Origin of the sequence: Natronorubrum marinum, from assembly GCF_052040125.1 — an archaeon.
Classification (GTDB): Archaea; Halobacteriota; Halobacteria; order Halobacteriales; family Natrialbaceae; genus Natronorubrum.
Window position 1 is genome coordinate 522,561 of the sequence record NZ_JBPPFV010000003.1, and the last position, 24,897, is coordinate 547,457.

Sequence of the window (24,897 nt, forward strand, 5' to 3'; positions counted from 1 at the left end):
CCCTACGTCGGTACGTGTTCCCTTCCGGTCGATAACCCGAACATTACTCGGGTAAATACAGTATTATCGCTCGACAGAATCGGCGGCGGATATGAACGGTCTTCTGCGCTTATATGTGACGTTCAAATCGTTCCGAGCGGGAGATGTCGTTCAGAGTACTGCTCGCCACGCTGATCATGCTACTCGGGCCGGCGGCCCTGCTGGCACTGCATCTGTCGTGAGCGAGTCTGGGGGACGGTGAACAGACGAAAGACTGCGCGGATCGACCGAGACGCTCGTTTTTAACCGGTCCGTCGACGGCTTCGGAGCTGCGGGACCGCCGAACCCACGTGCTTTTTCTCCCTCGCCCCCCTCTCGGCCGATAATGAGTCTCAGTCTCTCCGCCGACCAGCCGGCAGCGCCCGACGACGCCGACGACGGCGTCTGGCTCGAGTGTATCGAGTGCGGCGAAACCTTCGCTCCGTTCGACGACATCCGCTACACCTGCGACGAGTGTGACGGGCTCCTCGAGGTCCGGTACGACGAGCTGCCGACGTTCGACGACTTCGAAGGCCACGGTGTCTGGCGCTACGCCGATGCCCTGCCGTTCGAGGCGGGCGTCTCGATTCAGGAGGGTGCGACGCCGCTGTACGAGGTACCGCGGCTCGAGGACGATATCGGCGTCGAGGCGCTGCGGATCAAACACGAAGGGATGAACCCGACAGGTTCGTTCAAGGACCGCGGGATGACCGTCGGCGTCCGTGTCGCGAAGGAACTCGGCGTCGACCGACTGGCGTGTGCCTCGACGGGGAACACGAGCGCAGCCCTCGCGGCCTACGGCTCCCGAGGCGGGATGGAGACGCTCGTGCTCCTCCCGGCAGGGAAGGTCGCGGCGGGGAAAATCGCCCAGGCCAGCCTCCACGGGGCGCGCATCCTCGAGGTCGACGGGAACTTCGACGCCTGCCTCGATATCGTCCAGGAACTGGCCGGTCAGGGGGAGGCCTACCTGCTGAACTCGCTGAACCCGTTCCGACTCGAGGGCCAGAAGACGATCGGGCTCGAGATCCTCGAGGGCTTTCTCGCCGACTACGACACCGTTCCGGACCGGATCGTGCTGCCGGTCGGCAACGCCGGGAACACCTCGGCGCTGTACAAAGCCTTCCGTGAACTCGTCCAGGCGGGCGAACTCGCGGAGAGCGATGTCCCCAAACTGACGGGCGTCCAGGCTGAGGGCGCGGCGCCGATGGTCGAAGCGATCGAGAACGGCGCGGACAAAGTGACGCGCTGGGAGGAGGTCGAGACGCGCGCGACGGCGATCCGGATCGGAAACCCGGTCAACGCACCCAAAGCGCTACCCGGCATCCGCGAAACCGGTGGGACCGCCGTCGCCGTCTCCGACGAGGAGATCACCGAGGCCCAGCGGGACGTCGCCGGAGAGGGAATCGGTGTTGAACCCGCCTCTGCGGCCTCTATTGCGGGCCTGCGGAAGCTCCGGCGCGACGGAGTCGTCGACGACGACGAGCGCGTCGCCTGCCTGACGACCGGGCACCTGCTCAAGGACCCCGACGCTGCAGCGGCCGCGGGGGCCGATCCCGAGCCGGTGCCGAACGATCTCGAGGGCGTGCTCGAGCATCTCCGGAACTGACGGACTATGTCATTCAGGCGCACGACCCGCGTCAGACGCGTCTGACGGTCGACTGACTGAACTTTTTCCGGACTGCGTACGACGCTCTATCCATGTCCGTCGAGCAACGACCTCCCGCCGGAACGTCCCCCGCTGACGAACTCGTGGCAACGCGAGGACGGTCGCATCCCGAGCGAACGGCTGATTCCGCGTCTACTCGTTCCTCGAGCGTGAGACGAACTGATCGCACGACACCCGCGGAGCCACCTCTCCAGGCCCGAATCGAACGAACACAGTTGCGGCTGCAGGTTGCCGCACTCGAGCGCGCACTCGAGACGAGCGAGCGCCGACGACAGACCGTTATCGACCGATACGAGCACCTCCTCGCAGAGCGCGAAGCGGCCGCCAGCGAGTCGCCGACGTCCGAGAACCGCGCCGAATCGTCCCTGAAACGGCTTCTCGGTCTGTCGCACTGAGTCTCGAGGCGTTCCCTTTCGATTGGCTTTCCGGAACTCACTTCAGGACAGTTCCGCCGCCGCTCTACTGCAGGCTCCGACCGCGCTGTTTGCCGCCGTCTGTTTCGCTGCCTCGACCCATCGACCGAACGTCGTTCGCACATTTATTCCCTATGTCCATGCTACATTTTAAATACCATCACGGCCCTCAAATTAGATACGGGAAGGTAATAACCAATGGTGAATGCCGATTCAGCTGCTGTCTGTCCCGAATGTGGCGGCAAAGTACGAACGAGAGGAACTGAGACGATCTGTGAGGAGTGTGGACTTATCTCTGCGGAGGATTCGATCGACCGCGGCCCCGAGTGGCGGTCGTTCGACGAAGAGGAGACCGACCGTCGGCGGACTGGTGCCCCGTTGACTCGCTCGAGACACGACCGCGGGCTCTCGACGGAGATCGGCTACGGCTCCGGCTCGAACGCCGACTACCGATCTCGACTCACCGGTCGGAAACGACGGCAGATCGCTCGGCTTCGCCGAGAACACAACCGCGCTCGAATCTCCACGAAGGCCAAACGCAATCAGGTGTACGGATTCTCCGAAATTCGGCGGGTCAACGTCTCGCTGTCGCTCCCCGACTCGGTCAGGGAGCAGGCGTGTGTCCTGTTCGAGTCGGCCCAATCCGAGGGTCTCTTTCAGGGGCGGTCACTCGAGGGCTTTGCTGCCGCGTCGGTGTATGCGACCTGTCGAACGCAGTCAAATCCGCGAACGATCGCCGAAGTGACGACCGTTGCTCGCGCCAGCGACGACGAACTTACCGCCGCCTACGATGCGCTCAATCGCGACCTCGGTCTGCCCACCGGCCCGATCGATCCGACGCAGTATCTGCCGCGATACGCCTCGAAACTCGACCTCGGGACGGCCGTCGAGTGCCGCGCCCGCGAGTTTGCGTCCGCGTTACTGCAGAACGGGGCGATCGGCGGGCGCAACCCCAGCGGCGTCGCGGCAGCCTGTCTCTACGAGGCGGCCGGCGAACGCGAGGAGTGGCCGACGGTCACGCAGGCTGCGGCGGCCGACGTCGCCGACGTTGCGCCGGCGACGGTTCGGTCGACCGTAACAACGATCCGTGAACTGTGACTCGTCGTCGAACACTGCGTCGGAACAATTCGTTCGGTTCGATGTAATCGTCCTCGAACGTTATCGCCGACTGCTGACGTCGTCCACAGCCAGATCGATCACGTCGTTCGGAGGTTGTCCATACTCGGCTCGTAGACCTCGCCTTTCTGTTTGAGCTTCTCGATCTCGTGTTCCGCTTTGGACTGGTCCATCCCGATCTCTTCGGCTCGTTCCATGACGATGTCGACCGGCGCCCCGTCGTCGTACTCCTCTTCGATGTCGCTGATGAGCTGTTTGAGGTTCTTGATCCGGTCGCGCTGGGACTTCGAGGTGCCAGCCTCGACGATGTCCGCGTCGAACTCGCCCGTCTCGGGATCGACCCCGATATCCTGTAGACACGAGCGAACGATCTCGATGACGCGGTTCGCGTCCGACTCCTCGACCGTATCCGAGAGCCGTACGCGAGCGCTGGCCTCCGACAGGCGGACGAGCGCCTCGAGTTTCCGTGCCGTCACCGGGATCGGCGCGTCATCGTCTGTCCCCTTCGAGCGCAGATCGACGTAGAAATCCCGGATCGCGTTGCGGGCCACCTCCGTCATCCGCGGATGGCAGTTCTGCTTCGAGTAGGCGATGTACTTCCGCAGGAGGTCGGCGTCGATCTCGGGGTCGACCTTCTCGGTCATCTCCTCGATCTCCTCGCTCGAGACGTCCATCGTGTTCATCTGCTTCTGCTGGGTCGTCAACTCGCCGGCGTAGTTGGTGTTGATGATGTGCTCGGCGAGATTCTTGTCTTTCTCCTCGTCGGGTTCGTCGGTGACCGTGAAGATCAGGTCGAATCGAGAGATCAGTGCCGGCTCGAGGTCGATCTGCTCGCTGATGGGCTCGTAGTGGTCGAAGCGGCCGTACTTGGGGTTCGCAGCTCCGAGGAGCGAGCAGCGAGATTTGAGCGTCGCGTTGATCCCCGCCTTGGAGACCGAGATTTTCTGTTGCTCTAAGGCCTCGTGCATGGCGGACCTATCTTCGCTTCGCATTTTATCTAGCTCGTCAACTGCCGCGATTCCGCGGTCGGCAAGGACGAGCGCGCCGGCCTCGAGCGTCCACTGTTGGCCGTCGCCGAAGTCGTCGCGAACTGCGGCGGCAGTAAGCCCAGCAGAGGAGGAACCCTTACCAGACGTATAGACGGCTCGAGGGGCGATATTTTTGATGTAGCCGATCATCTGCGATTTTCCGGTACCCGGATCACCGATCAGCAGCATATGCAGGTCGCCACGGATCCTCGAGCCGTCGGGTAACTGCTTCGTCACGCCCGAAAACAGCTGCAAAATCATCGCGAGCTTCTCCTGTTCGTAGCCGTAGATCGAGGGAGCGATGGAGGCGACCATCTGCTCGTAGACGTCGTCCTGATTGGAAATCTCGTAGATCGCCTTTTTGTCCTCGTCGGTGATGTCCATGTCCTCGAACTGCTCTTCGTCGATGTCGACGGACATCCCCTCCATGTAAAAGTCGAAGACGGGGGATTTCTCCTGTTGGTCGCCCTGTTGCTCGAGTCGCAACACGCCGGTCGCGGAGACGTGGTCGCCGGGGGTGACCTCGCCGGTGATGTCGTCTTCGATGTGGACGTCGAGCGACTGCGGGGTTTCCCCGCCGCGCAGTCCTTCGGGGCTCTCTTGCATCCGGAGCTTCTGGGAGTCGACGAACTCCGACTGGTCGAAGTTCACCTTGAACGGCCCCTGTCGCTCACAGCCTTGACACTCGTGGGGCTCCTGGAAGTCGCCGCTGGACTGGGGAATCCGCGTCAGGGTGCCACAGAGCTGGCACTCGAAGGCGGCCTCCTCGATCTTCGGGCGGACGTCGGTGGCTTTCCGGACGATGCCGTGGACCTGCACGAGAGAGTTCATGTCCCGCGCGCGGATCTCCCGGATCTCGGGGGCCTCCGTCTCGGGAAGGTTTCGAATCCTGACGTGGGCCTGTCCGAGGCTGACGTCGATCGGCAGGTCGTACAGCCGCAGCGCCTCCTCGGCGTAGCGCTGGAGCTGTTCGGGCTGGTTGAGATAGTCGTCCGCGAGATCCGGATCGTACCGGTAGAGGTCCTGCCAGTCGATGTGAAGCGAGCGCTGCTCGTTGGGGTATCGCTGCGCAAGCTGCTTGATCTCGTTGTCGTAGTAGTTGCGGAAGAACTGCTCGAATGCGTCGACGAGTTCCGTATTTCCCGCTTGCGCCATTGGACACTCTTAGGTGCGCCATCGGGTATAAATGGTGGCAAAGCGGAGCGAAACTGATCGTCATCGTCTCGAGTCGTTCCGATCGAATCGTTCGCGGGCGTCTCGGTTTGCGGGTTCGACACCGTCTCGTTTCGAACGGCGCTCGCTCACCGCGAGTGTGAGGCGAGCGATAAAATTGGGCCTCCCCTTGAGCCGCAACACCGCGTCCGACTATCGCCGCCAGCGAGCGACTGGGGGCGCACACGCCGCATTCCTCTATTCCTGTGGGCCGCTACGGCCACACCTACGCTTTCGACTACTGGGTTATGTAGGTGCGGCCAATCTATTTTGGTCATCGCCGATGCTAGTCGGATCGTCGATAGTTTCACTCGTGTTCCGCTTCGCCGAGTTCGTTGGAGGCGACGCCGAGCGTCGCGATCGAGCGAACGGCCTCCTCGACGGTGATATCGACGTTGTAGACGTGCTCGGTGGGCATATGCATCACGAACCCGTTGGTTGTCGGATTCGGACCGAGCGGAACCATAACGGTCTCCATCGTGCCGTCGTCGACGCGCTCTTCGACCACTCGTGGGGTATCCGCGGTGAGAAAGGCCAGCATGTAGGCGTCCCGATGGGGGAACTCGACGAGTTTCACGTCCTTGAACTGCTCCGTATCATCGTTGAGGAGCATGTTACTGGCCCGGCGGACGCTCTCGTAGACCGTGCTGATTCCCGGAATGGTCTCCATCGTCGCGTGGACGCGCCTCGAGATGTACCGTCCGGGCGTGTACTCCGCGACGATGCCGATCACGACGAAGAACGCGATCAGCGAGAGGAGCGTCACCAACTGGACGACTGCCGTCGGTGGGTCGTTCGGTAGCACGTAGATAATTCCCTGGACGATCGGCGAGAGCACGCCGAGAATGAAATCGACGACGACGAGCAACACCAAGAGCGTGATCACCAACGGGATCGCGATCGCGATTCCGTTGATGAGCCAGCGCTTGAAGTGGGCTTTCGGGCCGCCTCGAGGCTCCGGCATGTGTGCTAGGCGAACGGATGCGATCGGGAAGTCGTTCGGCTTGCAGGGACCGTCGTGTTAGGTGATGGGTTCGATTCGCGGGACGGTTTCGGCTGCATCGAGTTCTCCGCCCGCTGCTAGCTGTCTCGATGAGAAGTCGCCGTCCAACGACGTCTCCAACGTCGTATAGCAAATGAAACGAATAAAAGGCCGCTTCGGACCGTAAACTGTCCAGAAGTGGCCAAAATGAACGTCGGATACCAAGGTGCTGGACCAGTCGATATCGGTACGGCATGAGGGGTAACGAACCGCAGCGGGCGGTAGCCCAGTGCATCGATTGCGATGTGATTTTCGCAGCCAGTATCGCTCCGGACGGATCGATTCGAAGTATCGGCCGCCCCGGCGGCTGTCGTTGCGGCGGACGGGAGTTCGTTCTGTTAGCCGAGTAAATGGGGTACTCGAGGCTTTCCGTCGTTTCAATAGGGGAGACTTGAATGAGAGACAGTCTTTCGCTGTTGCGATCTCTGGTTATTCTCTCAGAAGAATTCCATCCGAGGAATCAGGGCTCGCCCGGATTTGAACCGGAGCAAGACGTCGCTCTCGCTTCGCTCGAGCGCTGCGACTTCCAGGGTCCAAACCCGTCGATATAACGAAGTTACGCCTCACGGAATTGTTCGGCGCAAAATTAGTGGGATCGCCCGAACTGGATCGGGTTTCGAATTGTTCTCTACCCACGGTCGGATTCGGCCGCGGGGGAGTTCCAATTGAGACGAGATTGCGCTTGATCCTTTGTTCGGGTGCTTGCTCGCGTATTCCATTACCCGTTCGTAGTCTTCGGCGGACTCGAATGGATCCGCGTAAGAGGGCGTGTTGTAGGTGCGGGCGAGAGCGCGCTCGGAGACGAGTGCCGATTTGGACATACTGCTGTGGTGTTGCTACCCAGCCAAAAGCATTATTACCGATATCTGAGACGCCCGATATCGCTCACTTCAGGCGTTTCAAGGGTACATTGGAGCGATTCTACCGGACACTGATTATCATTGATGAAACCGATATCACTCACTGAGACCTTCACTATCCTCTAGGTATATATGGGAACAGTAGGCTGGTTGCTATTAGCACCAAAACCGAACGGCAGGAAGGACGACGCACGGGATGGTTGTGCAAACCCAATCCCCCTGAGCGTCACACGGTGGTATCACACCGCCGAGAATAAGCTTTCCGACCGTTCTCGGGGTGCGTGACAACAATGGATTTGACCAAATACAGACAGAAGTTGATCGGAAGCGAAGAGGAACGGGCTGTGTCCCCAGTTATCGGGGTTATTTTGATGGTTGCCATCACTGTGATTCTGGCAGCTGTGATCGCGGCGTTCGTGCTCGATATCGGTGACGACCTGGGTGACAGCAGTGTTAACGCTGCTGTGACTGTAGATGAAGACGGAACAGATGTCACAGTCACTGTATCAGATATGGGCGACGCTGACGGTGTTGTTCTGACTGATGATGACGGACAAATCATTGGAGAAAGTGAGGTGCTCACTACCACTGGTACATCTAATACACACAGTCTAACTAGTGGCGACGGGTACATTGTGTACGCATACATAGGTAGTACGACCACTGCATCGAGCTTTAGTGACACTGAGTCGCTGGAAAGCCAAGTTGATACTCTAACCGCAGTGTCTGAGGGTGAAGTCTAAATGGATCTCAAACAATATCGCAACAAACTGGTCGGGAGCGAAGACGAGCGGGCAGTCTCTCCGGTGATCGGAGTTATTCTTATGGTCGCAATAACTGTTATTCTTGCAGCAGTGATTGCAGCATTCGTTCTGGACATCGGTGACGATCTGGGAGATAGTAGCGTTAACGCTGCAGTCACCGTGGATGTTGAAGGTGAAAGTGTTACAGTTACCGTCTCAGATATGGGCGACGCTGACGGCGTCATCCTGACTGATGGTAATGGAGAAATCACTTCGCAAAACGACGTAATTACGACTACTGGTACGTCGGCAACTTATGATTTAAGTAGTTCAGGTGCTGACGTAGACAATTACATCGTCTACGCATATATCGGTAGCAACACATCTTTCAGCAGCGGAAGCGGAACGCTGGAAAGCCAAGTTGACACCGTGACTGCAGTGTCTGACGGCGAGGTCTAACGAAACTCCTGTAGGCAATTTCGCGTTTTCATCTCAACTGACTTTTTTAGCTGATTTCAGTTCTTCGTAGCTATTAGTACGCAAATCTCACCAATTCGTTCCAGTTGATATTAGGTTACTAGCTGACCCCTTCGACAAGTTCGACCTTCCATTCACCGTCGCTAACGTAACGGATATGGACGTGGTGGTCGCCCTCGAGTTCTCCGTTTTCGTCGATAAGCCCCTCGACGCGCATGTCGTCTTTCGGGAGCGTGATCCCGACCGAGTCCTTGTCCAGTTGTCGTATTTTATTTAGCGCCATACCTCGGCGCGCAACCCCACTTCTCATAAAACTTGGTGAACCTCTGGATACCCAAGGGACTCCGGTGGTATTCCTAACGATTTTGTCAGATTGGGGGAACTGGGCTTGCGTATGGCACTCAGCCTACCGCAGAAGTACGTTCCTGACTCGATTCGTCAGGAGAACGGTATCGACCTAACAGACAGCATTCTCGCGCCGTTGTTCGTGCTCGCGTCGTTCTCAATCGGCGCGGTCGGCACGCTCGAGTTCAGCCAACCGCTGAACTTCGCGCTGACGGACGCGCTGTACGCGGCCCACGGCACCGAGATCACGTACGCGTTCATCCTCTCGATCGGGATCCTGCTGATCGGGTGGCTGACGAACGAAAGCACGCCGGAGGACTGGACGGACGTCGAGACCGTCGTCGTGCTCTTGGCCGTGATCCTGAACATTCTCGGGGCACTCGTTCCGGCGATGACGGTCACCCTCGAGAGCATGTGGTACGTCGGCTGGTTCACGGTCTTCCTGAACGGCGCGACGTTCTACGTGATCGCCTACAAGTAACTCGGAGGTTCCAGACATGAGTTCCAACGTTTTCAGCGGCAAGTCGGCGGAGTGGTACAGTTCGGTGATGACGGGCTACATCGTCACGGCGTCGGTCGTGTCGACCGGCCTCTCGGCGGTGATGGCTGCGGGGGTGGTCTGAATGCGGGTTCTCCGACGGCTCCCACTGCGGGAGACGACCCACGAACTGCTCGAGGCGGTCGGGCTGCTGACGGTCGGGACGTGCGCGGCGCTGATGCTCCTGTTCTTTTACGGGGGTGTCTTCTGATGTCGATCGACTCGGCAGAGGACTTCAGCCCACGCCCACAGCCCACGGCCCACGAGGTCGTGCCGGGCTGCTCACTTAACCGGCGACGGTTCCTCGCTTCGAGTAACTGCTCGTGAGCGCTTCGTTTGACGTAGAACCGGCCTCGAGTCGATCGGCTGCCGTTGCTCGTCTCGATCTGACAGCCCTTGATCTCGATCGGCGTCTCGGGCTCGACGAGAACGATGCCGTAGAACGGCAGCGATCGGCTCGCCTCGAGGACGGCCGTCGTTCGCGCGTCGTGCCAGGTGGCCGTGCGATCACCGACGTACTCCAGGGCGTCGATCACCTGCACGATCTCCGCCTCGAGGGCGTCGCCGCTGGCCTTCGAGCTCTCGAGTTCGGATGTCCGCGAACTCATCGCGAATCACCGTCCTCTCGCACAGTAGCCGTGTGTAGTGACTGATCTGAACGGGACTGTCCTACTACTTTAGTAGAAGATAACTCGTGATCCGGGTCGTGGTACTCAGTTTGGCAGCGTACGTCTATGCGTCGGTTCGCACGCCCGAACACGAATTTAGTCGGGATTTCGCTTTTCTGCTCTTTTTGGCAGATGCGGCCACAGCAGGTGCAATTTTCCCCTCCCAACTGTTCATGTAGCTGTCGGGGCCGTTGTTCAGACCTGCTCGAGGCGTTGCCACCGTCAGCCCGAATCTCACGCTCCTCGAGAACGTGACGAACATCGGCATCGGTCGCCTGATGAACTGGATAGGCTATGGGCGTCCGACTCTCGACGAGGCACAGCTGACTCGCCCGGACGAACTCAGACATCGGCCTCACCTCCGTGGTGACCGACGGCCGTCTCCGGATCGGGAATGCTGACGGGAACGCCAGCTGCGGACCCGCGGGTCAGTCGGCGGTACGAGTCACACTCTCCGCAACGATGGGCGCGGTCGTTGTTGTCGCCGTAAACGCGGCAGAAGCGGTCGGAAACGTACGCTCCGCAGTGTTTGCACGTCGAGTTGTCGACCGACGGCCACGGTGCGATCGTCACGCCGACCACCTCCAGAAAGCGGCTGCTACGTAATGTGAGAACGAAGGCCGTGAAGCGGCAAAAAGCGCCGCTTCACTTTTATACAGTATGGGATCGCCCGGATTTGAACCGGGGTCACGGGCACCCAAGGCCCGAAGTATACCAAGCTAACCCACGATCCCGTACCTCTCTCTAACTGGTGCACTGCATAAAGGGTTTCGTTACGCACCGAACGGTTTTACCGGTCGAGGTGATACCGCCGAGCACATGACTGGTCTCGAAATCCTCCTCCTCGTCCTCGTTCTCGTGGGTGTACTCGCTGCGGCAACTATCGTCCGTGCGATTAGCCCGTTCATCGTCAACGCGGTCGTCGGACTGCTCGTCTTGTTCCTCGCTAACGCGGTGTTCGCGCTTCCCATCGCGGTGACGCCGATCGTCCTCCTGATCGTCGCCCTGGGCGGCGTTCTCGGTGCGATCGCCGTGATTGTCCTCGCACTGTTCGGCATCGCGTTCGTTCCGTAACTACGAGTCTCACACGCGCCAGCGGATCTCTGTCAGTCCGTTCACGCCGTCACTTCTCCAGAATCCGGGCGATGTCTTCGTCCGTCGCCTCGGCCGTCGGCGTCGGCTCGAGTTCGATCGTGCCTGCCGCGCCGTCGTTCCACTGCGCGAGCAGATCAGCGACCTCCTCGTCGGTTGCCTCCGGGAGCGAGTCTTCGGCGTCCTCGTCGGCGACGACGGCATCGAAAATCGTCCCGAACGTCGAGACGACCCGATCCTCGTGGCGCGTCGGATCGAGGTGAAAGTGTGCGGAGGCGTCGACGCTCGCGAGTCGGTTCGTGAGTACGTGTGCGAACTGGAAGGCGTGGTTGGGAGACGAACCGCACAGCACTGCGTCGAGCGAGTCGAAACAGACCGTGATCTGCGCGTCCGAATCGGTCCAATGTTTGCAGAATCGACTGACTGCGACGCCGATTTCGGAGAGATCGGTCGGATCGCAGACGGAGTCAACGACGACGGTGTCGGTGAAGTCGGGGTCCGCATCGGTGCTGTGCAACAGGTCCCCAACCTGAAGCAGTCCGAGCGTTCCGTCCACGTCGTTCGAATCCGGCTCCGTCGGCTGATCGTCGCCGAACGTCACTCTGAGTTCGGCTGTGTGGTCGTGCTCGTGACGGAGTTCGGCGCAGGCGTCGGACTCGCTGTGGGCTGGGTGAACGAGCAAGACGTTCGCCGGCGGTTCGATCTCGGCTGGGAGTTCGGGCTCCATTTATCTCGTCGGGGTAGTCCCCGTGCTGATAGCTGCATGGGCACTCTCGGTCTTTACCGTTCCGGCCGCTGATACGTTCCACAAAAGGGTTGCGGCCGGAGTCGCGTGGGTCTGATCCCCGGACGCGGTTGGGGACCGACTCTTTCGACGCAGTTGGGGACCGACTCTTTCGACGCGGACTCGAGACCGCCTACAGGTCGTCGTCTCGAAGTTCGAGGTCGGCGACGAGTTCGTAGGGGTGGGCGTCCTTCCGAATGCCGTCGAGCAGCGCGAACGCGTCGCCGGGATCGAGGAAGTGCCTCGTGATGACGCGGCCCAGCGGCGTGGGTTCGAAGCCGTCGATGAAGTCGTACTGCAGGAGCTTTCCGATGGCGTGTTTCGTCGGGATGTCGCCGAGCATGCGATCGTTGAGCGTCTTCGCGGCCTTCCCGCCGACCGTGATGTTCGCGAGCGTCTCCTCGACGGCCGCGTCCTCGTCGTAGTGGGTCATCACCGACTCCATGTCCCCCTTTAACAACTTGAAGGCGACCTCGTCCTCGCTCATCTCCATCGAGTTGTGGTAGGCGCAGTCGGGTTCGACGAGGACGTACACCGTTCCCTTATCGTGATAATCCGGCCGACCCGCGCGGCCGAGCATCTGGTGGAACTCCTGGACCGAGAGCCACTCGATCCCCATCGCCAGCGAGTCGAAGATGACTTGCGAGGCCGGGAAGTCGACCCCTGCCGCGAGGGCTGCGGTCGTGACGACTGCCGACAACTCCTGCTCGCCGAACTGGCGTTCGACTTGTTTCCGCTTCCGGTAGTCCAGCCCCGCGTGGTACGGCGCGGCGGAGTACTCGAGTTTTCGCGAGATCTCGTGACACCGTCGCCGGGAGTTCGTAAAGATGATCGTCTGCCCGCGATACCCCTTCGACGACTCGGTGTCGAACGCCCGTTTGACGAGTTTGTTCTCGATGCGGACCTTCTCCTGGCCGTCGGCGAACGTGACGTGGCGCTCGATCGGGACCGGCCGCTCCTCGAACTCGATGAGTTTCGCCTCGAGCGCCGTCGCCAACTGCTCGGGGTTGCCCACGGTCGCGGAGAGGTAGACCCACTGTGCACCGCCGTACTCCTCGCGGCGTTTCGCTCGCTGCTCGCAGGTGTACTTCAATCGCGAGATGAGCCCGTCCAGTCGGTGGCCCCGTTCTTCCTCTTTGAGCGTGTGCACCTCGTCGATGACGACGGTCCCGATGTCGCCCATCTCCTTGCCCGTCCGCAGCGCGTGGTCGATCCCCTCGTAGGTGCCGACGATGACGTCGGCGTCGGGATCGAACTGGTTGCCGTTGTCCGAAATCCGGCTCGCGCCCACGCGAATCGAGACGTCGACGAGGTGGCCGTACTCGTCTTGGAAATCCTCGTACTTCTGGTTCGCGAGTGCGACGAGCGGGACGAGAAAGAGCATCTTCCCCTTCCCCTCGAGCACGCGGTCGATCCCGGTCATCTCGCCGACGAGCGTCTTCCCGGTCGCCGTCGCCGAGACCACCATCTGATCGTCGCCGTCGAACAGTCCGTGGTCCACCGCGAGGCTCTGGACCGGCAGCAGGGTCTCGAATCGGTTCTCGAGCAGGTTCTGGACGCCCGGATGCAGGTTCATCGAGTCCACTCGAACGGGGTCGACCTCGTCGGTCGTCGCCGAGATGGTATCGAACTTCGTCAGGTCGGGGTCGAGTTGCCCTTTTAGCAGGTTGACGATCCGTTCTAGGTCCTGGACCTCCATCATGAGGTCCTCAAGGCGGTCCTTGGCCGCTCCCGTCACCTCGCCGCCACCGGCGTAGCTCAACTGCCGCTCGAGCTGTTGGCGCGCACAGTCCTTGCAGATCCAGTCGTTGTCGTCCTTGATCGCGGTCTCTGTCGTGATCGGCGAGTAGCGGCCCGCGGAGGCGCAGTACCGACAGGTCCGGACGGTCTTGGTCTTGTCCTCGAGCTGGTAGCCGCCGAACATCTCGGTGAGTTCCTGACGACCCGCCCGCGAGGTCTGTTCCGAGATACGGATCCGCTTCGCTCGGCGGGCGAGTTCGACGAACTCGTCGGGCTGGCGGGGCTCCTCGCTCGAGCCGTCTTTCAGTCGGAACTTCGCGGGGCGGGGACCGGCCGAGGTTTCCGACAGCCCGAGCTTCGCCCGGAACAGCCGCTGTCCGTCACGTTCGACGACGACGAGATAGTCGCTGCCGACCTCGTGACAAAAGATCGTCTCGACCTCCTGGACCTGCTTCGACACGACAACAGATAGTCGCGTGGCGTACTTGAGCGATTCGGACTTTCCGTGTTGCCTGATAACGAGCCACAACTAACTGTCTCGAGGCACTGGTACTCCGCCGGCAGCGGCTTCGATTCGCTCGACCCGCGGCTCGCTTCACTTATCCGAGACGCCACTGCTCGAAGTGCCAGATCCCACGTTTCGAGACACCAGTTCCCACGTTTCGAGACACCAGTTCCGCACGCGACCGCGGCCGCGCCTCCCCGACTCCGTGTCTCCGTGTCTCCGGGCGGCCAGCACGTCGCCGGCCGCCCTTCGACAGCCGTTTGGCGGCTGTGAGGGCTGTTGGACGAGAGCGGCTGGACGACCGTCTGCGGCTCAGTCCTCGACGGGATGGTGGGGCATGATCGTCGGGCCCTCCTCGCCGTAGCCGACGGTGGCGACGACGCCGAAGACCTCCTCGAGCAGTTCGTCGGTGACGACTTCGTCCGGCGGTCCCCAGTCGAAGATGGAGCCGTCTTTGAGCGCGACGAGGTTGTCGGCGTAGCGGGCGGCCTGGGAGATATCGTGGAGGACGACGCCGATGGTGACGCCGAGTTCCTCGTTCAGGGTCTGGACGACCTCCATCACGCGAAGCTGATGGTGGAGGTCGAGGTAGGTCGTCGGCTCGTCGAGCAGGAGGACGTTGGTCTCCTGGGCGAGCACCATCGCGATCCAGATGAGCTGTTTCTGGCCGCCGCTCAGGTTGCCGACCTCTTCGTCGCGCAGGTGGTCGACGCCCGCGAGGTCGATCGCGCGCTCGACGGCCGCCTCGTCGTCGTCGTCGACGGCGTCGAAGAAGCCCCGGTGGGGGTACCGACCGTAGTAGATCAGTTCCTCGGCGGTCATGCTGCCCGGCGAGTCGTGCTCCTGGGAGAGTAGGCCGACGCGGCGGGCGAACGCCTTGGAGCCGAGTTCGTCGATATCCTCGCCGTTCAGGAGGACGACGCCGTCGTCGGGCGCGTGCTGGCGGGCCAGCGACTTCAGCACCGTCGATTTGCCGCTGCCGTTCGGACCGACCAGCGCCGTCACCTCGCCCGCGGGGAGGTCGAGTCGATCGATCTCGACGACCGGCTCTTCCGTCGTGGGGTAGCCGATCTCGAGCGCTTCGCCGACCAGTTGGCTCGAGTCGTCGGCACCGGCGTCCTCGACCGCGTCGGCGTCTTCGATTGCGTCAGCGGTGGGACCGGTGGCGGCGTCGGTGCTCATTGCAGTGTCGGTTCGCGTTTCGGCCGTCGATTCGATGGGATTTTCCTTGCTCATAGTTCACCGAGTTGCTCGCGTTTGCGCATCAGGTAGAGGAAGTAGGGCCCCCCGATCAGTCCGGTGAGGATGCCGACCGGGAGCTGATTCGGGCTGTCGAACAGGACCTGCATTCCGAGGCGCGCGCCCACGTCGGCCGACACCATCAGCGCGGGACCGACGAAGATACAGCCGATCATCAGCCGTTTGTAGTCGCTGCCGACGATCGTTCGCACGACGTGGGGGACGATGAGGCCGACGAAGCCGACGATGCCCGCGACGGCGATCGACGCCGAGGCGGCGACGATGGCGACCGCGGAGAGCGCAAAGCGGACGCGCTCGACCGACATCCCCAGCGCGCCGGCGGTCTGCTCGCCGAGCAGGAGGACGTTCAGCTGTCTCGAGCCGGCGAGCGCGAGCCCCATCGCGATCACGGTCCACGGGAAGACGAGTCGGACGTCGCCCCAGTCGGTGCCGGTGAGCGAGCCCGTGGTCCACGCGACGGCCGACTGGACGGTCGAGATATCGTCAGCGAAGAGGTAGAGGGCGGTCTGTAACGAGGTGCAGACGGTGGCAACGATGACCCCCGCGAGCACCAGCCGCACGGGGCTCGTCCCGCCCTTCCAGGCGATGGCGTAGACGACGAGAAATGCCGCTGCACCGCCGAAGGCGGCCGTAAACGGCAGAAGCGTGCTCATACCCGAGAAGACGACGAGCGTGAGCAGGATCGCCAGGCCGGCCCCCGACGAGACGCCGAGAATGTACGGACTCGCGAGCTCGTTGCGCGTGACCGCCTGAAAGATCGCTCCGGAGATAGCGAGGTTCATGCCGACGAAGGTGCCGACGAGCACGCGCGGGAACCGCAGGTTCCAGACGATGTTCGTATTCGTCGCGAGATCCGGCAGTTGGTAGCTCTCGGGGACGAAGAGGACGGTCCGCATCAGCTCCTCGCCGAGCAGGAACGAGGCCAGCACTCGCGGCTCGTACCAGACGTCGGCGTCTAACAGCGCGAACCAGGCGTCGGTGATCGACATGGTGTACGTCCCGAAGCTTACCTGAATGAACAGCGACGCGAGAACGATCGCGACGCTCGCGGCGGCGAGACCGAACAGACTCGAGTCGAGCCACGAGAGGCGATCGCCCCGGCCGGAGGCGATGCCGTCGTCGGTCGCGCCGGTCCCGGAGCCGCGGTCCGTCGACGTCGAAACGTCCTCGCTCATCGTGAGTACCGTTTCGAACGGTTCTCGAGCCCCGTACTCGAAACTCGACGGTTGTCGGCGGGATGGATCGATCCCGTCGTCGACACGTCGTCGACCCCGAACTCGTCGGCATGGGCGGCGAGAGTCCCCCCTTCCGCCTCCCCCGAAGCGTGGAAGGGGTGCCGCGTCACTATCCCGTTCATGTGTTTTAGGCTGACCTAATTGTTGAAAAAGCCATCGTTTTAGGGATTCCTAAGTGGTGTCCCGGAAGTAGCAAGCGAACACCTCGAAACCGATCAGAAGGTGCCCGGTGACCCGGCCGATCGAGCGTCACGGCAGTCCCGCGAGCGGGACGACGCTGAACCGGATGATTAAACTCAGCGAGACGATCATCTGTGCGTCGATGCGTCGGGGACCCGATGCCGACGAGAGCGGGCGGCGAATCGTCCACGCCAACTCGAGGACGTGTGGTACGCACAGGACGTTCGCGAACCCCTACGGATTTGGAACCATGCCAAGCGCGTGCCAGCCGACGCCCGCGGCGGCGGCAATCGGCGTCGTTCCCGTGGCGAACCGAGCGGCGTCGTCGACGCCGAATCGAACGCCGATCGTTCGCTTCTAGGCGGCACGGTCCGCGGCGACGTCGATGACTCGATTGGTTCCAGTTCGGTCACCCGCGTGATCCGCACGCCAGCGTAGCCAAGCGTGGCGCGTTTGACGGCGCTGGTCTCCGGCCGGCGGTAGATCTAGCGGTAGGCCCGCGGCGGCATGCCCACCGTGATGCTCGTCTCGGCCGTTTTGTCGTCGAGCAGTTCGGCGTGGCCTGCGCCCTCGCTCCTCGTACGCCGCGAATGCGAACCCTGGTTCGAAGATGCGGTCGAAAAAGCCCTCGAGCCGCGTGGACACCGTTATTCACTAGTTCGGGTAGACGGAGGCGAATTCGTGGCTGCCAGTGGCGTCGCATCCGTATCCGTCACCGAGTCGCCGTCGCTCACTCGACCAGTTCGATCGCATCGTCGCCGTTCGGCACGGCACAGATGAACGCGCCCCGCTCGTCGCCCTCGTTTCGGTACCAATGGACGGTCCCGCCGGGGATGAGCAGCGAATCGCCCGCGCTGACCTCGTATTCCGACTCTCCGATTCCCACTGTGTACGATCCCTCGAGGACGTACTGCTCGTGTTCGACCTCGTTAGTGTGTTCGGGGACCTCGGCGCCGGCCTCGAGGACGAACCGTCGGATCGCGAAGTTCGGCGCCCCGTCCGTTTCGTCGATCAGGACGCCCTTCTCGAGGCCGTCGGCGGCGCTCACGGGTTCGTACTCGATCTCGTCGCGTCGGCGAATCGTCGGGTCGATGTCGGTCATTGGTCGACCGTGAATTAGAGCGGGACCACGAAAACGAATGCGGTAGCTCTCGAATGGGGCGACTGTCGGACCGCACCCCCCCGCGTAGTTCACAGCTGGACGGGTCTGCCAGTTCCGACCGTCGCCGATCCAATATGTTTATCTCTCTATTAGTTCACTGCACTATAATGACCGGGACGACGATTGACTCACGGCCACTGGACGCCCCGTGGTGGGTGCTACTACAAGCGGTGGCGATGTCCGCGTTTTTGTTCGGAATCGGCGAGGCGTGGGTCGTCGTCTCGCTCGAGGCGACGGCGGTCGCGGTCGTCACCGGGGCGATCGTCGGCGTGTCGCTTCTCGGACTGGCCGTCAGCGTTGGGTTCGGATCGTTCAGCGACCGACGACAGATTGCCCTTCTGGGTGCGTTCATCGCCGTTTCGATGGCGAGCTCGCTGCTCGTTCCGCGCGAACACGGTCCCACGCTCTTTCAGTTCTGGCTCGCCGCTCTCTGGAGTACGACGCTCGCCGTACTCGCGCGAGGGAGGTGACTCGGTAGCTCGAGACGGCCGCGTCGCTCGAGGATGTAAAATACAGTTCTGAAGTGCCGATACCTCCGCGAATTCCGATTTACAGGCGCTCGACGTTCGTCGCGCGCGGGCCTTTGGGGGCCTGCTCGATGTCGAACTCGAGCTCCTGTCCTTCCTCAAGGTCCGGGCCGCCGATGTCTTCCATGTGGAAGAACACGTCGTCGTCCGCGTCCTCAGTCTCGATGAATCCGTAGCCGCCAGTGTCGTTGAAGAAATCAACGGTTCCTTTCGCCATTGCTTCTAAAGAGAGTGCTCCGATACGCATAAAGCCTGCGACTCGATTCATTTGGCCGGTATCTCCCCGTAGTGGACGCCTACCGCCTGTTTGGGAAGCTCTTTTCGGTCGCTCACAGCTCGTTTCGCTCCTCGAGTCGGTGGACCGCCACCGAGACGAAAAACACCAGCATGAACAGGAAGAAGCCAACGACGAGTCCGCCGAGTTCGATCGCGCCGATGCCGCCCGGGTTGACCATCGCGAGCACTGCCAGGGCCAGGAGGAAGACGACGATCGTAAAGGCGCCGACAGCGTAGTAGAAGCCGGTGTCCGACTCGAGGTACTCCCGCATAGGCGTACGTTTCATCGCGGTCGGCAAAACGCTACCGGCAGCGGGCCGCTCGAGTCCGGCTCGACGCGACAGAACTCGATATCTGACGGGCGTGATCCCCCTCAGTAGAGCAGACTGCGCGTCGCCTCCGCGTACTCCGGTGGAATCTCCTCGGCAATCGCTTCAGGGTTCGTCTCGCCGTTGACGTTGACCAGATACGCACGCCCGTGTTCGTCGCCGTAGATGCCCTGGAAGTCGTAGACGAAGCCGTAGACGTCGATGTCGTCCGGGACATCGTCGGACTCGCGGAGGAACGTCGTCTGGTGGTCGACGTTGTACTCGACGAGCTGGTTGATCACGGTTTCCTCGTCGGCGTCGGCGTCGATCAGGTCGCTCTCGAGGGCCTCCTCGACGACGGGGACGAGCTGTCCGACCCACTTGTCGACGCCGCGCGGACCGGGCATGCTGCCGCCGGTTGCGGCCTGGTACGCCGCGGTAACGGCTCCACAGCCGGTGTGGCCGACGACGGCGGCGACGTCGGTGTCGGCGTGGTGGATGGGGTACAGCAGGCCGCCGTCGACGATTTGTTCGCCGTCGTCCTCGTCCCAGACCTGGTTGCCGATGTTGCTCGGAGTGAACACCGTCCCCGGATCGTCGACGCCCCACATCCGTTCCTGTGGGACTCGCGAGTCCGAACAGCAGACGGTGACGACGTCGGGATGTTGTCCCGTCTGCACCGCGTCGAAGTACGCGTCGGGCAGGCCGTCGACGTGACGCTCGTTTCCGGCTAACAACTCGTTGAGAACGTCGTGGTCCATACTGTACTGATGACGTATCTCCGTCAAAACGTTTCCTTTCGGGTCGTGATTTGCGAGGGTCGGGAACGGCGGTCGGTTCCCCCGCGAGATTCGGTCACGGATCAAGTCGCTGGCTCGAGTCCGGATCTAACGAACGAAACCTTCGGCCGGTTCCGGGATACCAATATTAACCTACCGTCCCCACCCAATGGGGGTATGGCAGAAACCAGACAGTGGCAGCTCGCGAGCCGTCCGGTCGGCGAACCGACCCACGAGAACTTCGAACTCGTCACCGTCGACCGTCCCGAACCCGGCCCGAACGAGGTGTTGATCAAGACGCTCTACCAGTCCGTCGACCCCTACATGCGCGGCCGAATGCGCGACGCGGAGTCCTACGCCGAACCGTGGGACGTCGGCGATCCGATGCAGGCCAGCGTCGTCGGGGAAGTGCTCGAGTCCAACAGCGCCAGATTCGACGAAGGCGATTTCGTCACCGGCGATCTCCTGTGGGCGGAACACGTCGCGGCGGACGCGGGCGAACTCCAGCGCGTGAACCCGGACCACGGCCCGATTTCGACGGCCCTCGGCGTGCTCGGGATGCCCGGCGTGACGGCCTACTGGGGCACCACCGACGTCGCCGACCCCAACCCCGGCGACACGGTCGTCGTCTCCGCCGCCGCGGGCGCGGTCGGCTCCGTCGTCGGCCAGCTCGCCAAACTCTCGGGCGCACGCGTGGTCGGCACCGCGGGTAGCGAGGCGAAAGTCGAGTGGCTCACCGAGGAGCTCGGCTTCGACGCCGCGATCAACTACAAGGAGACCGACGACCTCTCCGGCGCGGTCGACGAGGCCTGTCCGAACGGCGTCGACGTCTACTTCGACAACGTCGGCGGTCCGATCACGGACGCCGTCTGGCCCCGGCTGAACGTCGACGCTCGCGTCGCGGTCTGCGGCCAGATCGCGCTGTACAACGAGACCCAGGTGCCGACCGGCCCACGAAAGCTCGCGAAACTCATCGAGACCCGCGCGAAAGTCGAAGGCCTGCTCGTTAGCGACTACCAGCCGCGCTGGGGTGAGGCGCTCCAACGGCTCTCGCAGTTCGTCCGGAACGACGATATCCGCTACCGCGAGAACGTCGTCGAGGGCTTCGAAAACGCCCCCGACGCGTTCCTCGGGCTGTTCGAAGGCGAGAACATCGGGAAGCAGGTCGTCAAAGTCGCGGGCCGCGAGGAGTAGCGGAGTAGCCGCTCGAGGCGGACCGCCGCCCGTCGGCCGGCTCAGTCCGTCAGCCCGTAGCCGATTTTGAACAGGTAGACGTCTGTGGCGATGACAACGACGGTGAGCAGCGTCAGGATTCCGAGCGACGCGTACGGCGCGAACTCCGCGTAGGCCGTCGGCGCGACCGAGATCATGTCCGAGTGGCCGAGCAGGCCGTACCGGACGCTGTCGACCATGTAGACCATCGGATTCAGCAGGGAGATCTGTATCTGCCAGGCCTGATCGAACATCTCGAGGGAGTAAAAGACCGCTCCGAAGAAGACCAGCGGTCGCAGGATGAACTGGTTCATGACGGTCAGGTCGTCGAAGTCTCGCGCCACGAGACCGCCGATGATGCCGAAACCGGCGAACAGCGACGCGATGACGATCATCGTGGCGACGAGGAACAGCCCGTGTTCGATCGATATCGGCACGAACAGCCGGCCGATGACGGCGATGATGACGCCGACGATCAGTCCGCGGACGGCGCTCGCGCCGACGTAAGCGACGACCATCTCGGCGTAGGACAGCGGCGAGGTGAGCGTCTCGTGAATGTACTCGTTCCAGCGCCCGTGGAAGATCGAGAACGAGGCGTTCTCGAAGGCGTTCGAGATCGTGCCGAGGACGACGAGTCCGGGGACGAGAAAGAGGATGTAGCCGATTCCCTCGACCGGTTCGTCGATCCGTCCGCCCAGAATGAGCCCGAAGACGGCGAAGTAGAGCACGTTCGTGATCGCCGGCGGCATGAACGTGTTCTTCGGTCGCCGGATGAATCGCAGCAGTTCGCGCCGGAAGAGCGCCCTGAAGCCGACCGACAGCATCAGGCGACCCCCTCCTGTTCGCGCTCGCGTTCGCGTTCGGCGTCGCGTTTCTCCTCGGCGTTCTCCTCTGCGCTATCGTCCGCGGACGACGCACTCGAGCGGGTCACCGTCCGATCTTCGCTCCGCGTCAGGTCGACGAAGATCTCCTCGAGCGACGTTCTGGAGATCTCGAGATCTGCGATCTCGTAGCCCATCGCCTCGAGGTCGTTGAGCAACTGCGGCGCGGTCGAGCCGCCGTCGTCGACGCGCACCTCGAGGCTTTCGCCGGCCGCCGATGTCGTCACCTCGTGTGCGTACGCGCCGAGAGCAGTCTCGAGGTCGGTCGTCGCGCTCGAAGAAACCGGGGACTCGAGCCTGACAGAGATCGTGTCCGTGCCGCGGGTCTTCAGGTCGTCCGGCGTCGCGACGGTCACCTTCCGGCCCTCGTTCATGATCGCGACGCGGTCACAGAGGCGTTCGGCTTCCTCGATGTAGTGGGTGGTCAGCAGGATCGTCGTCCCCTCCTCGTTGAGTTCGGTGACGAGGTCCCAGAGGTCGTGGCGCAACTGGACGTCGACGCCGGCCGTCGGCTCGTCCAGGATGAGCAGATCGGGATCGGTGACGAGCGCGCGGGCGAGCAGGAGCCGGCGTTTCATCCCGCCGGAGAGCCAGTCGAAGCGCTCGTTGCGCTTGTCGTAGATCCCGACTCGCTTCAGCACCTCGTCGGCACGCTCGGCGGCTTCGTCCTCGGGGACGCCGTGGTAGCCGGCCTTGTGCTCGAGGACTTCCCGAATGGGGAAGAAGCGATCGACGTTGAACTCCTGGGGTGCCAGCCCGATCGCGTCGCGGGCCTGCCGGTAGTCGTCCTCGATGTCGTGGCCGAAAACAAGCGCTTCGCCGTCGCTCTTGCGGACCAGGCCGACCAGCGTGTTGATGAACGTCGTCTTGCCCGCGCCGTTGGGGCCGAGCAGGCCGAAGAACTCGCCCTCCTCGACGGTCAGCGACAACTCCTGTAGGGCGCGCAAGTCGCCGTACTCCTTCACGAGGTCCGTCGTCTCGATGGCCGGTGGCATCGCCGGGGAGTCGGCCCCGGCCGCGGTTAAGAATGTTGATAGCGGCGCTCGAGACGGCCGAAACGGCTGTCTTTGCCGCTTCACCGCTCGATTACCTTGGTAGTCCGTCGCTCAATTGGCAGACCGTCGCTCAGTCCGCGGTTCGGGGCTGCCGGTTCGGGCTCACCGAACCGCTCTTCTGGACGATGTCGAAGGCGGTCATCACGTCCGACCGCGAGATGAGACCGATGAGGTCGCCGTCGTCGACGACGAGCAGGCGACCGATGTTGTGCTCGCGCATCCGTTCGATCGCCGTCATCGCGTCCGAGTCGGGCGAGATCGTCTTCAGGTCGGTCGTCATCACTTCTTCGACGGTGAACGCGTCGCGCTCGACGGGGTCGATTTCGCGGGCGTCGCTTAGCGTGACGAGACCGACGAGTCGCTCGCCCTCGAAACCGTCACGATCGATCACCGGGTAGCCGGTGTGGCGCTCGGTGAACATCCGCTGGATCAACGCCGCGACCGACGTCTCGGGGCCGACGGTGTGAAGATCCTTCGCGGGCGTCATGATGTCGCCGACGGTGACGTCCTGGAAGGCGGCTTTCATCGTCACCTGCTGGGCCTCGCTCGAGGCCGCGATGTAGATGAAGAAAGCCAGCGCGATGAAGATGATGTTGAACTGCAGGAGTCCGAACAGCCCCATCAGGATCGCGAACAGTTTACCGACGCTGGCGGCCTGCTGGGTCGCCTTCGCGTAGGGCGTGCTGCGAGCGAGCAGCGCCCGGAGGACGCGACCGCCGTCCATCGGGAACGCGGGGATCATGTTGAAGCCGGCGAGGACGATGTTCAACACCGCGAGGTAGCCGAGGACGAATCGCGCGCCGTCGAGCGATTCGGGGGTGACGAGGAAGAGTCCGTACGACGCCACACCCACGAGTATGGAGACGATTGGGCCGGCGATGGCGATGTTCAGCTCCTGTCGCCAGTCTTCGGGCATCTCCGAGAGCGCGGCGATCCCGCCGAGTAGCCACAGCGTGATCGAGTCGATCGGGAAGCCGTAGCGCTGGGCCGTCAGGGAGTGGCCGAGTTCGTGGAGGACGACGCCGACGAACAGGCCGATCGCGGCGATCAGCCCGATGAGAAACGGCATCCACGACTCAGTAGTAAGCGCGTCGACGTTGATCCCCGCGCCCATGGACGTGTTGAGGATATCGACGACGGGTTCGATCTGGACGCCGATGAGATACGCGAACAGCGGCAACACCAGTAAGAACGTGAGATCCAACTTGATCGGAATCCCGAACAGGGAGCCGATCCGGAAGCTCTTCATCATGTGTCACACTATCGGTGGAGGCGCCTTAAAAACGCCGCCATCGCGATGTTTCGCCGCTCGCACCGATGGGGGTGTGCGATCATCGCGGACGCTCCTGCTCACGGCTCGAGTCGTCCAGCTACCGGTGCGGAAGTGATCTCGACGCTGGAGCGCAGTTCGTCCAGTGGTTCCACTCGAGTCCCCGTTCACCCGATCGACGGTCGTCGTTGGTCGCTCAATATTAATACTCCTTATATAAAATCGGCTGGACGAAAAATACTGATCTGTGGTCTTATTTGCTAGCAGCGATCGTATCGATTTCATCGACTCGCGCCGGACCGACTCGAGACGGTGTCAGAAATTGTCGGGGGACGATACATTCGTTCGATCCTGTTAGTGAGGGGGTAGTCCGCCGTATGCGGGGTAATCGTATTCTCCCCGTTGCGAAAGCTTGCCCTGTCACTCCAACTCAATAGATATAATCACACTAATACTCGTTAGCTAATATGCATTATCCCCACCATAGATTTATACAGGAGTTTGG

At 62.2% G+C, this 24,897-nt stretch carries 27 protein-coding genes, 1 tRNA gene and 2 pseudogenes; 12 read left to right on the top strand and 18 right to left on the bottom strand.

Features of this window, described 5'->3' with window-relative positions; translation table 11 throughout:
* The first annotated feature begins 364 nt into the window (after positions 1-364).
* From thrC to ACSFC5_RS18865, 3 genes are all read left to right on the top strand, one after another.
* Positions 365-1,624 (top strand): threonine synthase, encoded by a 1,260-nt coding sequence (gene thrC / locus ACSFC5_RS18855; RefSeq protein ID WP_440766777.1) that lies wholly within the window; start codon positions 365-367, stop codon positions 1,622-1,624.
* Positions 1,625-1,833: 209 nt separating this feature from the next.
* A complete protein-coding gene (locus ACSFC5_RS18860) occupies positions 1,834-2,079 on the top strand; it encodes a hypothetical protein (protein WP_440766778.1) in 246 nt (81 codons plus the stop codon).
* A 216-nt stretch (positions 2,080-2,295) separates the two neighbouring features.
* Positions 2,296-3,195: a transcription initiation factor IIB gene (locus tag ACSFC5_RS18865; protein WP_440766779.1), complete on the top strand. Its 900-nt coding sequence runs from the start codon at positions 2,296-2,298 to the stop codon at positions 3,193-3,195.
* Between the two features lie 98 nt (positions 3,196-3,293).
* Here ACSFC5_RS18865 and ACSFC5_RS18870 read toward each other — a convergent pair whose 3' ends face one another.
* Positions 3,294-5,396, bottom strand: a complete 2,103-nt coding sequence (locus ACSFC5_RS18870; protein ID WP_440766780.1) for a minichromosome maintenance protein MCM — start codon at positions 5,394-5,396, stop codon at positions 3,294-3,296.
* A 364-nt stretch (positions 5,397-5,760) separates the two neighbouring features.
* Positions 5,761-6,417: a DUF502 domain-containing protein gene (locus ACSFC5_RS18875; protein WP_440766781.1), complete on the bottom strand. Its 657-nt coding sequence runs from the start codon at positions 6,415-6,417 to the stop codon at positions 5,761-5,763.
* Positions 6,418-7,645: 1,228 nt separating this feature from the next.
* On the opposite strand from ACSFC5_RS18875, the gene ACSFC5_RS18880 reads away from it, so the two are divergent.
* Positions 7,646-8,098 carry a type IV pilin domain-containing protein gene (locus ACSFC5_RS18880; protein ID WP_440766782.1) on the top strand — a complete coding sequence of 151 codons (453 nt, stop codon included), beginning with the start codon at positions 7,646-7,648 and terminating at the stop codon, positions 8,096-8,098.
* Positions 8,099-8,557, top strand: a complete 459-nt coding sequence (locus ACSFC5_RS18885) for a type IV pilin domain-containing protein (RefSeq protein ID WP_440766783.1) — start codon at positions 8,099-8,101, stop codon at positions 8,555-8,557.
* A 118-nt stretch (positions 8,558-8,675) separates the two neighbouring features.
* On the opposite strand, the gene ACSFC5_RS18890 is transcribed toward ACSFC5_RS18885, so the two are convergent.
* On the bottom strand, positions 8,676-8,858 hold the full coding sequence (locus ACSFC5_RS18890) for a DUF8053 family protein (protein ID WP_440766784.1): 183 nt from the start codon (positions 8,856-8,858) through the stop codon (positions 8,676-8,678).
* Between the two features lie 111 nt (positions 8,859-8,969).
* Here ACSFC5_RS18890 and ACSFC5_RS18895 point away from each other — a divergent pair, with 111 nt between their 5' ends.
* Genes ACSFC5_RS18895 through ACSFC5_RS18905 form a run of 3 tightly spaced genes read left to right on the top strand, consistent with a single transcriptional unit; the run spans position 8,970 to position 9,669 of the window.
* Entirely contained in the window at positions 8,970-9,401 is a 432-nt protein-coding gene (locus ACSFC5_RS18895) for a DUF8023 family protein (protein WP_440766785.1), read from the top strand.
* 16 nt (positions 9,402-9,417) lie between these two features.
* Positions 9,418-9,543 (top strand): hypothetical protein, encoded by a 126-nt coding sequence (locus ACSFC5_RS18900; RefSeq protein ID WP_440766996.1) that lies wholly within the window; start codon positions 9,418-9,420, stop codon positions 9,541-9,543.
* The gene (locus ACSFC5_RS18905; protein WP_440766997.1) at positions 9,544-9,669 is read left to right on the top strand and encodes a hypothetical protein; all 126 of its coding nucleotides are present in this window, start codon (positions 9,544-9,546) and stop codon (positions 9,667-9,669) included. It abuts the gene before it with no gap.
* 94 nt (positions 9,670-9,763) lie between these two features.
* Here ACSFC5_RS18905 and ACSFC5_RS18910 read toward each other — a convergent pair.
* The 3 genes and pseudogenes from ACSFC5_RS18910 to ACSFC5_RS18920 form a co-directional block, all read right to left on the bottom strand.
* Positions 9,764-10,066: pseudogene (locus tag ACSFC5_RS18910) on the bottom strand (PD-(D/E)XK family putative nuclease); the annotation flags it as partial.
* Between the two features lie 402 nt (positions 10,067-10,468).
* Positions 10,469-10,708: a DUF7563 family protein gene (locus ACSFC5_RS18915; RefSeq protein WP_440766786.1), complete on the bottom strand. Its 240-nt coding sequence runs from the start codon at positions 10,706-10,708 to the stop codon at positions 10,469-10,471.
* 79 nt (positions 10,709-10,787) lie between these two features.
* A tRNA-Pro gene (locus ACSFC5_RS18920) sits at positions 10,788-10,860 on the bottom strand.
* A gap of 85 nt (positions 10,861-10,945) precedes the next feature.
* Between ACSFC5_RS18920 and ACSFC5_RS18925 the strand changes: the two genes are divergently transcribed.
* Positions 10,946-11,200: a pro-sigmaK processing inhibitor BofA family protein gene (locus tag ACSFC5_RS18925; RefSeq protein WP_440766787.1), complete on the top strand. Its 255-nt coding sequence runs from the start codon at positions 10,946-10,948 to the stop codon at positions 11,198-11,200.
* Between the two features lie 49 nt (positions 11,201-11,249).
* Here ACSFC5_RS18925 and ACSFC5_RS18930 read toward each other — a convergent pair whose 3' ends face one another.
* From ACSFC5_RS18930 to ACSFC5_RS18945, 4 genes are all read right to left on the bottom strand, one after another.
* Entirely contained in the window at positions 11,250-11,945 is a 696-nt protein-coding gene (locus ACSFC5_RS18930) for a DUF7504 family protein (RefSeq protein ID WP_440766788.1), read from the bottom strand.
* 190 nt (positions 11,946-12,135) lie between these two features.
* A complete protein-coding gene (locus ACSFC5_RS18935) occupies positions 12,136-14,202 on the bottom strand; it encodes a DEAD/DEAH box helicase (protein WP_440766789.1) in 2,067 nt (688 codons plus the stop codon).
* Positions 14,203-14,559: 357 nt separating this feature from the next.
* Positions 14,560-15,429 carry an ABC transporter ATP-binding protein gene (locus tag ACSFC5_RS18940; RefSeq protein WP_440766989.1) on the bottom strand — a complete coding sequence of 290 codons (870 nt, stop codon included), beginning with the start codon at positions 15,427-15,429 and terminating at the stop codon, positions 14,560-14,562.
* 50 nt (positions 15,430-15,479) lie between these two features.
* Complete coding sequence (locus tag ACSFC5_RS18945) at positions 15,480-16,682, bottom strand: FecCD family ABC transporter permease (protein ID WP_440766790.1); 1,203 nt, start codon at positions 16,680-16,682, stop codon at positions 15,480-15,482.
* A 289-nt stretch (positions 16,683-16,971) separates the two neighbouring features.
* Between ACSFC5_RS18945 and ACSFC5_RS18950 the strand changes: the two genes are divergently transcribed.
* A complete protein-coding gene (locus ACSFC5_RS18950; protein ID WP_440766791.1) occupies positions 16,972-17,283 on the top strand; it encodes a hypothetical protein in 312 nt (103 codons plus the stop codon).
* A gap of 19 nt (positions 17,284-17,302) precedes the next feature.
* Here ACSFC5_RS18950 and ACSFC5_RS18955 read toward each other — a convergent pair.
* Positions 17,303-17,570 (bottom strand): annotated as a pseudogene (locus tag ACSFC5_RS18955) (NAD(P)H-dependent oxidoreductase); the annotation flags it as partial.
* Between the two features lie 82 nt (positions 17,571-17,652).
* Positions 17,653-18,024 carry a cupin domain-containing protein gene (locus tag ACSFC5_RS18960; protein WP_440766792.1) on the bottom strand — a complete coding sequence of 124 codons (372 nt, stop codon included), beginning with the start codon at positions 18,022-18,024 and terminating at the stop codon, positions 17,653-17,655.
* 167 nt (positions 18,025-18,191) lie between these two features.
* On the opposite strand from ACSFC5_RS18960, the gene ACSFC5_RS18965 reads away from it, so the two are divergent.
* Positions 18,192-18,554, top strand: a complete 363-nt coding sequence (locus tag ACSFC5_RS18965; protein ID WP_440766793.1) for a hypothetical protein — start codon at positions 18,192-18,194, stop codon at positions 18,552-18,554.
* A gap of 79 nt (positions 18,555-18,633) precedes the next feature.
* On the opposite strand, the gene ACSFC5_RS18970 is transcribed toward ACSFC5_RS18965, so the two are convergent.
* The 3 genes from ACSFC5_RS18970 to ACSFC5_RS18980 form a co-directional block, all read right to left on the bottom strand.
* Positions 18,634-18,828, bottom strand: a complete 195-nt coding sequence (locus ACSFC5_RS18970; RefSeq protein ID WP_005554588.1) for a cold-shock protein — start codon at positions 18,826-18,828, stop codon at positions 18,634-18,636.
* Between the two features lie 112 nt (positions 18,829-18,940).
* Complete coding sequence (locus ACSFC5_RS18975; RefSeq protein ID WP_440766794.1) at positions 18,941-19,159, bottom strand: hypothetical protein; 219 nt, start codon at positions 19,157-19,159, stop codon at positions 18,941-18,943.
* Between the two features lie 101 nt (positions 19,160-19,260).
* Complete coding sequence (locus ACSFC5_RS18980) at positions 19,261-19,956, bottom strand: carbonic anhydrase (protein ID WP_440766795.1); 696 nt, start codon at positions 19,954-19,956, stop codon at positions 19,261-19,263.
* Positions 19,957-20,151: 195 nt separating this feature from the next.
* Here ACSFC5_RS18980 and ACSFC5_RS18985 point away from each other — a divergent pair, with 195 nt between their 5' ends.
* Complete coding sequence (locus ACSFC5_RS18985; RefSeq protein WP_440766796.1) at positions 20,152-21,168, top strand: NADP-dependent oxidoreductase; 1,017 nt, start codon at positions 20,152-20,154, stop codon at positions 21,166-21,168.
* 41 nt (positions 21,169-21,209) lie between these two features.
* On the opposite strand, the gene ACSFC5_RS18990 is transcribed toward ACSFC5_RS18985, so the two are convergent.
* The 3 genes from ACSFC5_RS18990 to ACSFC5_RS19000 form a co-directional block, all read right to left on the bottom strand.
* Positions 21,210-22,010: an ABC transporter permease gene (locus ACSFC5_RS18990; RefSeq protein WP_440766797.1), complete on the bottom strand. Its 801-nt coding sequence runs from the start codon at positions 22,008-22,010 to the stop codon at positions 21,210-21,212.
* Positions 22,010-23,062, bottom strand: coding sequence for an ABC transporter ATP-binding protein (locus ACSFC5_RS18995; protein ID WP_440766798.1), 1,053 nt, complete (start codon positions 23,060-23,062; stop codon positions 22,010-22,012). The genes ACSFC5_RS18990 and ACSFC5_RS18995 overlap by 1 nt, the downstream gene beginning before the upstream one ends.
* A 130-nt stretch (positions 23,063-23,192) precedes the next feature.
* Entirely contained in the window at positions 23,193-24,374 is a 1,182-nt protein-coding gene (locus ACSFC5_RS19000) for a CBS domain-containing protein (RefSeq protein ID WP_440766799.1), read from the bottom strand.
* Positions 24,375-24,897: the final 523 nt, after the last annotated feature.

What these genes read in the sequence shown, in the direction of transcription:
- ACSFC5_RS18980 (WP_440766795.1), bottom strand. Translation starts at nt 19,956, where the DNA reads ATGGACCACGACGTTCTCAACGAGTTGTTAGCCGGAAACGAGCGTCAC.
- ACSFC5_RS18865 (WP_440766779.1), top strand. Translation starts at nt 2,296, where the DNA reads ATGGTGAATGCCGATTCAGCTGCTGTCTGTCCCGAATGTGGCGGCAAA.
- ACSFC5_RS18930 (WP_440766788.1), bottom strand. Translation starts at nt 11,945, where the DNA reads ATGGAGCCCGAACTCCCAGCCGAGATCGAACCGCCGGCGAACGTCTTG.
- ACSFC5_RS18925 (WP_440766787.1), top strand. Translation starts at nt 10,946, where the DNA reads ATGACTGGTCTCGAAATCCTCCTCCTCGTCCTCGTTCTCGTGGGTGTA.
- ACSFC5_RS18890 (WP_440766784.1), bottom strand. Translation starts at nt 8,858, where the DNA reads ATGGCGCTAAATAAAATACGACAACTGGACAAGGACTCGGTCGGGATC.
- ACSFC5_RS18885 (WP_440766783.1), top strand. Translation starts at nt 8,099, where the DNA reads ATGGATCTCAAACAATATCGCAACAAACTGGTCGGGAGCGAAGACGAG.
- ACSFC5_RS18990 (WP_440766797.1), bottom strand. Translation starts at nt 22,010, where the DNA reads ATGCTGTCGGTCGGCTTCAGGGCGCTCTTCCGGCGCGAACTGCTGCGA.
- ACSFC5_RS18995 (WP_440766798.1), bottom strand. Translation starts at nt 23,062, where the DNA reads ATGCCACCGGCCATCGAGACGACGGACCTCGTGAAGGAGTACGGCGAC.
- ACSFC5_RS18905 (WP_440766997.1), top strand. Translation starts at nt 9,544, where the DNA reads ATGCGGGTTCTCCGACGGCTCCCACTGCGGGAGACGACCCACGAACTG.
- ACSFC5_RS18945 (WP_440766790.1), bottom strand. Translation starts at nt 16,682, where the DNA reads ATGAGCGAGGACGTTTCGACGTCGACGGACCGCGGCTCCGGGACCGGC.
- ACSFC5_RS18870 (WP_440766780.1), bottom strand. Translation starts at nt 5,396, where the DNA reads ATGGCGCAAGCGGGAAATACGGAACTCGTCGACGCATTCGAGCAGTTC.
- ACSFC5_RS18875 (WP_440766781.1), bottom strand. Translation starts at nt 6,417, where the DNA reads ATGCCGGAGCCTCGAGGCGGCCCGAAAGCCCACTTCAAGCGCTGGCTC.
- ACSFC5_RS18970 (WP_005554588.1), bottom strand. Translation starts at nt 18,828, where the DNA reads ATGGCGAAAGGAACCGTTGATTTCTTCAACGACACTGGCGGCTACGGA.
- ACSFC5_RS18895 (WP_440766785.1), top strand. Translation starts at nt 8,970, where the DNA reads ATGGCACTCAGCCTACCGCAGAAGTACGTTCCTGACTCGATTCGTCAG.
- ACSFC5_RS18900 (WP_440766996.1), top strand. Translation starts at nt 9,418, where the DNA reads ATGAGTTCCAACGTTTTCAGCGGCAAGTCGGCGGAGTGGTACAGTTCG.
- ACSFC5_RS18940 (WP_440766989.1), bottom strand. Translation starts at nt 15,429, where the DNA reads ATGAGCACCGACGCCGCCACCGGTCCCACCGCTGACGCAATCGAAGAC.
- ACSFC5_RS18975 (WP_440766794.1), bottom strand. Translation starts at nt 19,159, where the DNA reads ATGCGGGAGTACCTCGAGTCGGACACCGGCTTCTACTACGCTGTCGGC.
- ACSFC5_RS18965 (WP_440766793.1), top strand. Translation starts at nt 18,192, where the DNA reads ATGACCGGGACGACGATTGACTCACGGCCACTGGACGCCCCGTGGTGG.
- ACSFC5_RS18960 (WP_440766792.1), bottom strand. Translation starts at nt 18,024, where the DNA reads ATGACCGACATCGACCCGACGATTCGCCGACGCGACGAGATCGAGTAC.
- ACSFC5_RS18985 (WP_440766796.1), top strand. Translation starts at nt 20,152, where the DNA reads ATGGCAGAAACCAGACAGTGGCAGCTCGCGAGCCGTCCGGTCGGCGAA.
- ACSFC5_RS18880 (WP_440766782.1), top strand. Translation starts at nt 7,646, where the DNA reads ATGGATTTGACCAAATACAGACAGAAGTTGATCGGAAGCGAAGAGGAA.
- thrC (WP_440766777.1), top strand. Translation starts at nt 365, where the DNA reads ATGAGTCTCAGTCTCTCCGCCGACCAGCCGGCAGCGCCCGACGACGCC.
- ACSFC5_RS19000 (WP_440766799.1), bottom strand. Translation starts at nt 24,374, where the DNA reads ATGATGAAGAGCTTCCGGATCGGCTCCCTGTTCGGGATTCCGATCAAG.